Below are 1,780 nucleotides of genomic sequence, written 5' to 3'. Positions count from 1 at the left end.
GCTCATTAATCAGCTCATCCAGCTTCGGGCCAATCTCCGTATCCCAGACCTGCGCTTTCCTGTCCGCTTCTGCGACCTCGTTAGCAAGACAAAGATTGTGCGATCTTTACTGTTCAGAGGACGGGTAATCACCTCGGCGATATCCCAAGGGAGAACAGTGCATAATCCTTTCATCAATTATCGCCCCGCATCCATGTCACAGCGCATACGATCCCAACCTGTATAGCCCTTCACTTCGGGGACTTTGTCGGGTAAATCCTGCCAGTTCGTTTTAAATTGTTGAGTGCTGTTTTCAAGCCCTTGTTTAGTCATGTAGATCATCCCCCAGGCCCAGCCAGGGGATCGGGGTTCGAGCTTCCCGTTTACTGTGCTTCCCATACCGTCATCCACGGAAAATTCAATCCCTGGGCCCCCCGGCAGAATGCGCGGATCTTCAAACGGTTTTGAAGACATATAAAGCCTATGTTTGGTCTGCAAAAAGCCTTGATCGTTGACGACGGTGAAAGAAATAACATCTTCATAAGGCGCGTAATCATCCCCATTCGGTTCATTATGGCCAGGAGCGAATGCAACGGAACGCCACGTTTGCCCATAGTCTTTAGACACCATAAAACCGCCAGCACCCCAGCCTGTTATTGCAATGTAACGTTCTGAAGGATGGACAAATTTACGGGTAAATAGCCTGTAAAACTGGCTGACAGGCCTGGTGTGAATCCCTCGCTTCGTGTCCGTATACCAAAGTTCACCTTCGCAATTCCACCCTTTAAGCTCCAGATATCGGTGATCATCAAAACGATAAATGATCTGTGTCGGCTGCTCTGAAGCCTTGCAACCCGCAGTAAGCAGAAAGATCAGCGTCGCAAAACATGCAGATAATCCTTTCATATTTAGTCCTTAAGCCAGTTGGCGATCACTCTTGGGTTTGGGCATATCCCATTGCAGATTTTTTACCTCCTGATTTCCGGCGGCCAGATTGCGTGAAGGTTTGACAGTTGTAGGATTGCTAAACTGATTTTCTACCCCAAACTCACCTTTTGGTAAAATTTCATCTGGCTTATTCATAAACCATTTGGTCTGTTGTTCATCTAGTTTTCCTCTACGGTAATACTCTTTAGCGGCAGGATAGCTATTCTGCGGATCACGCCAGTCCGCACGATGTAACAGCCCTTCCCAGAACTTTCCCGCCTGATAGTCAAATGATTTGCATTGTCCAATAGCCAGATCAAAGGCCATCGCGTGTGATGGCGCAAATGCACTCATCACAATAGACGAGTGCTGGCTGTAACCTACCGGATCGGTTTTCTGCCATTCAGCCTGCAATTCTTCTGGTGTTTTACGCCATGTAAGAGTGACTAGCTGAAAGTCACGTGAACCTGACACCTCACCATGAATGACCTCACGCTTACGTTCAATGCTCTCGACACTGAGCTCTGAAGGAGTCAAAACGTGACCGGGACACCAGCCAGTACTCTGATATTTATTAACTGCATAAACGGCCGATGCGGTGCGCTTAATAGCACTGGCTTTAGCGGAATAAGAGATGTAGGCATCCGGGCTGTCCGGATCGATATAATAGGTATAGGGCTTGTCACTGGTCTGCGGATCGTTATCAGACCTGTTATCCTGTCCCTGGAGTTTAAACGTAAACGGCTCCGGTAATTCCTCGCCGTTCACCACCACATCGCGGTAGCTGTAGCTGCTGTTGGTCAGGAAAGCGTATTCTGCATCCCCCTCCTTTCGCGGCGGCAACGCAAAAGGCTTTGCGTTGGGGGCTTTCCCC

At 48.8% G+C, this 1,780-nt stretch carries 2 protein-coding genes; both read right to left on the bottom strand.

Translation table 11 applies throughout. The features are described 5' to 3' along the window. Positions 1-177 precede the first annotated feature (177 nt). Positions 178-885, bottom strand: a complete 708-nt coding sequence (locus ACT3IC_RS23495) for a T6SS immunity protein Tli3 family protein (protein ID WP_156654531.1) — start codon at positions 883-885, stop codon at positions 178-180. Between the two features lie 9 nt (positions 886-894). Next, the coding region (locus ACT3IC_RS23490; RefSeq protein ID WP_473479881.1) for an effector protein Tle3 domain-containing protein at positions 895-1,780 on the bottom strand (886 nt) is incomplete at its 5' end.

The organism is Leclercia sp. GHBNCSD (genome assembly GCF_055805075.1).
This window is presented reverse-complemented; position numbering and strand designations above follow the sequence as displayed.

Bases quoted from the DNA above. Each gene is read 5' to 3' on its own strand.
- ACT3IC_RS23495 (WP_156654531.1), bottom strand. From the start codon at position 885: ATGAAAGGATTATCTGCATGTTTTGCGACGCTGATCTTTCTGCTTACT.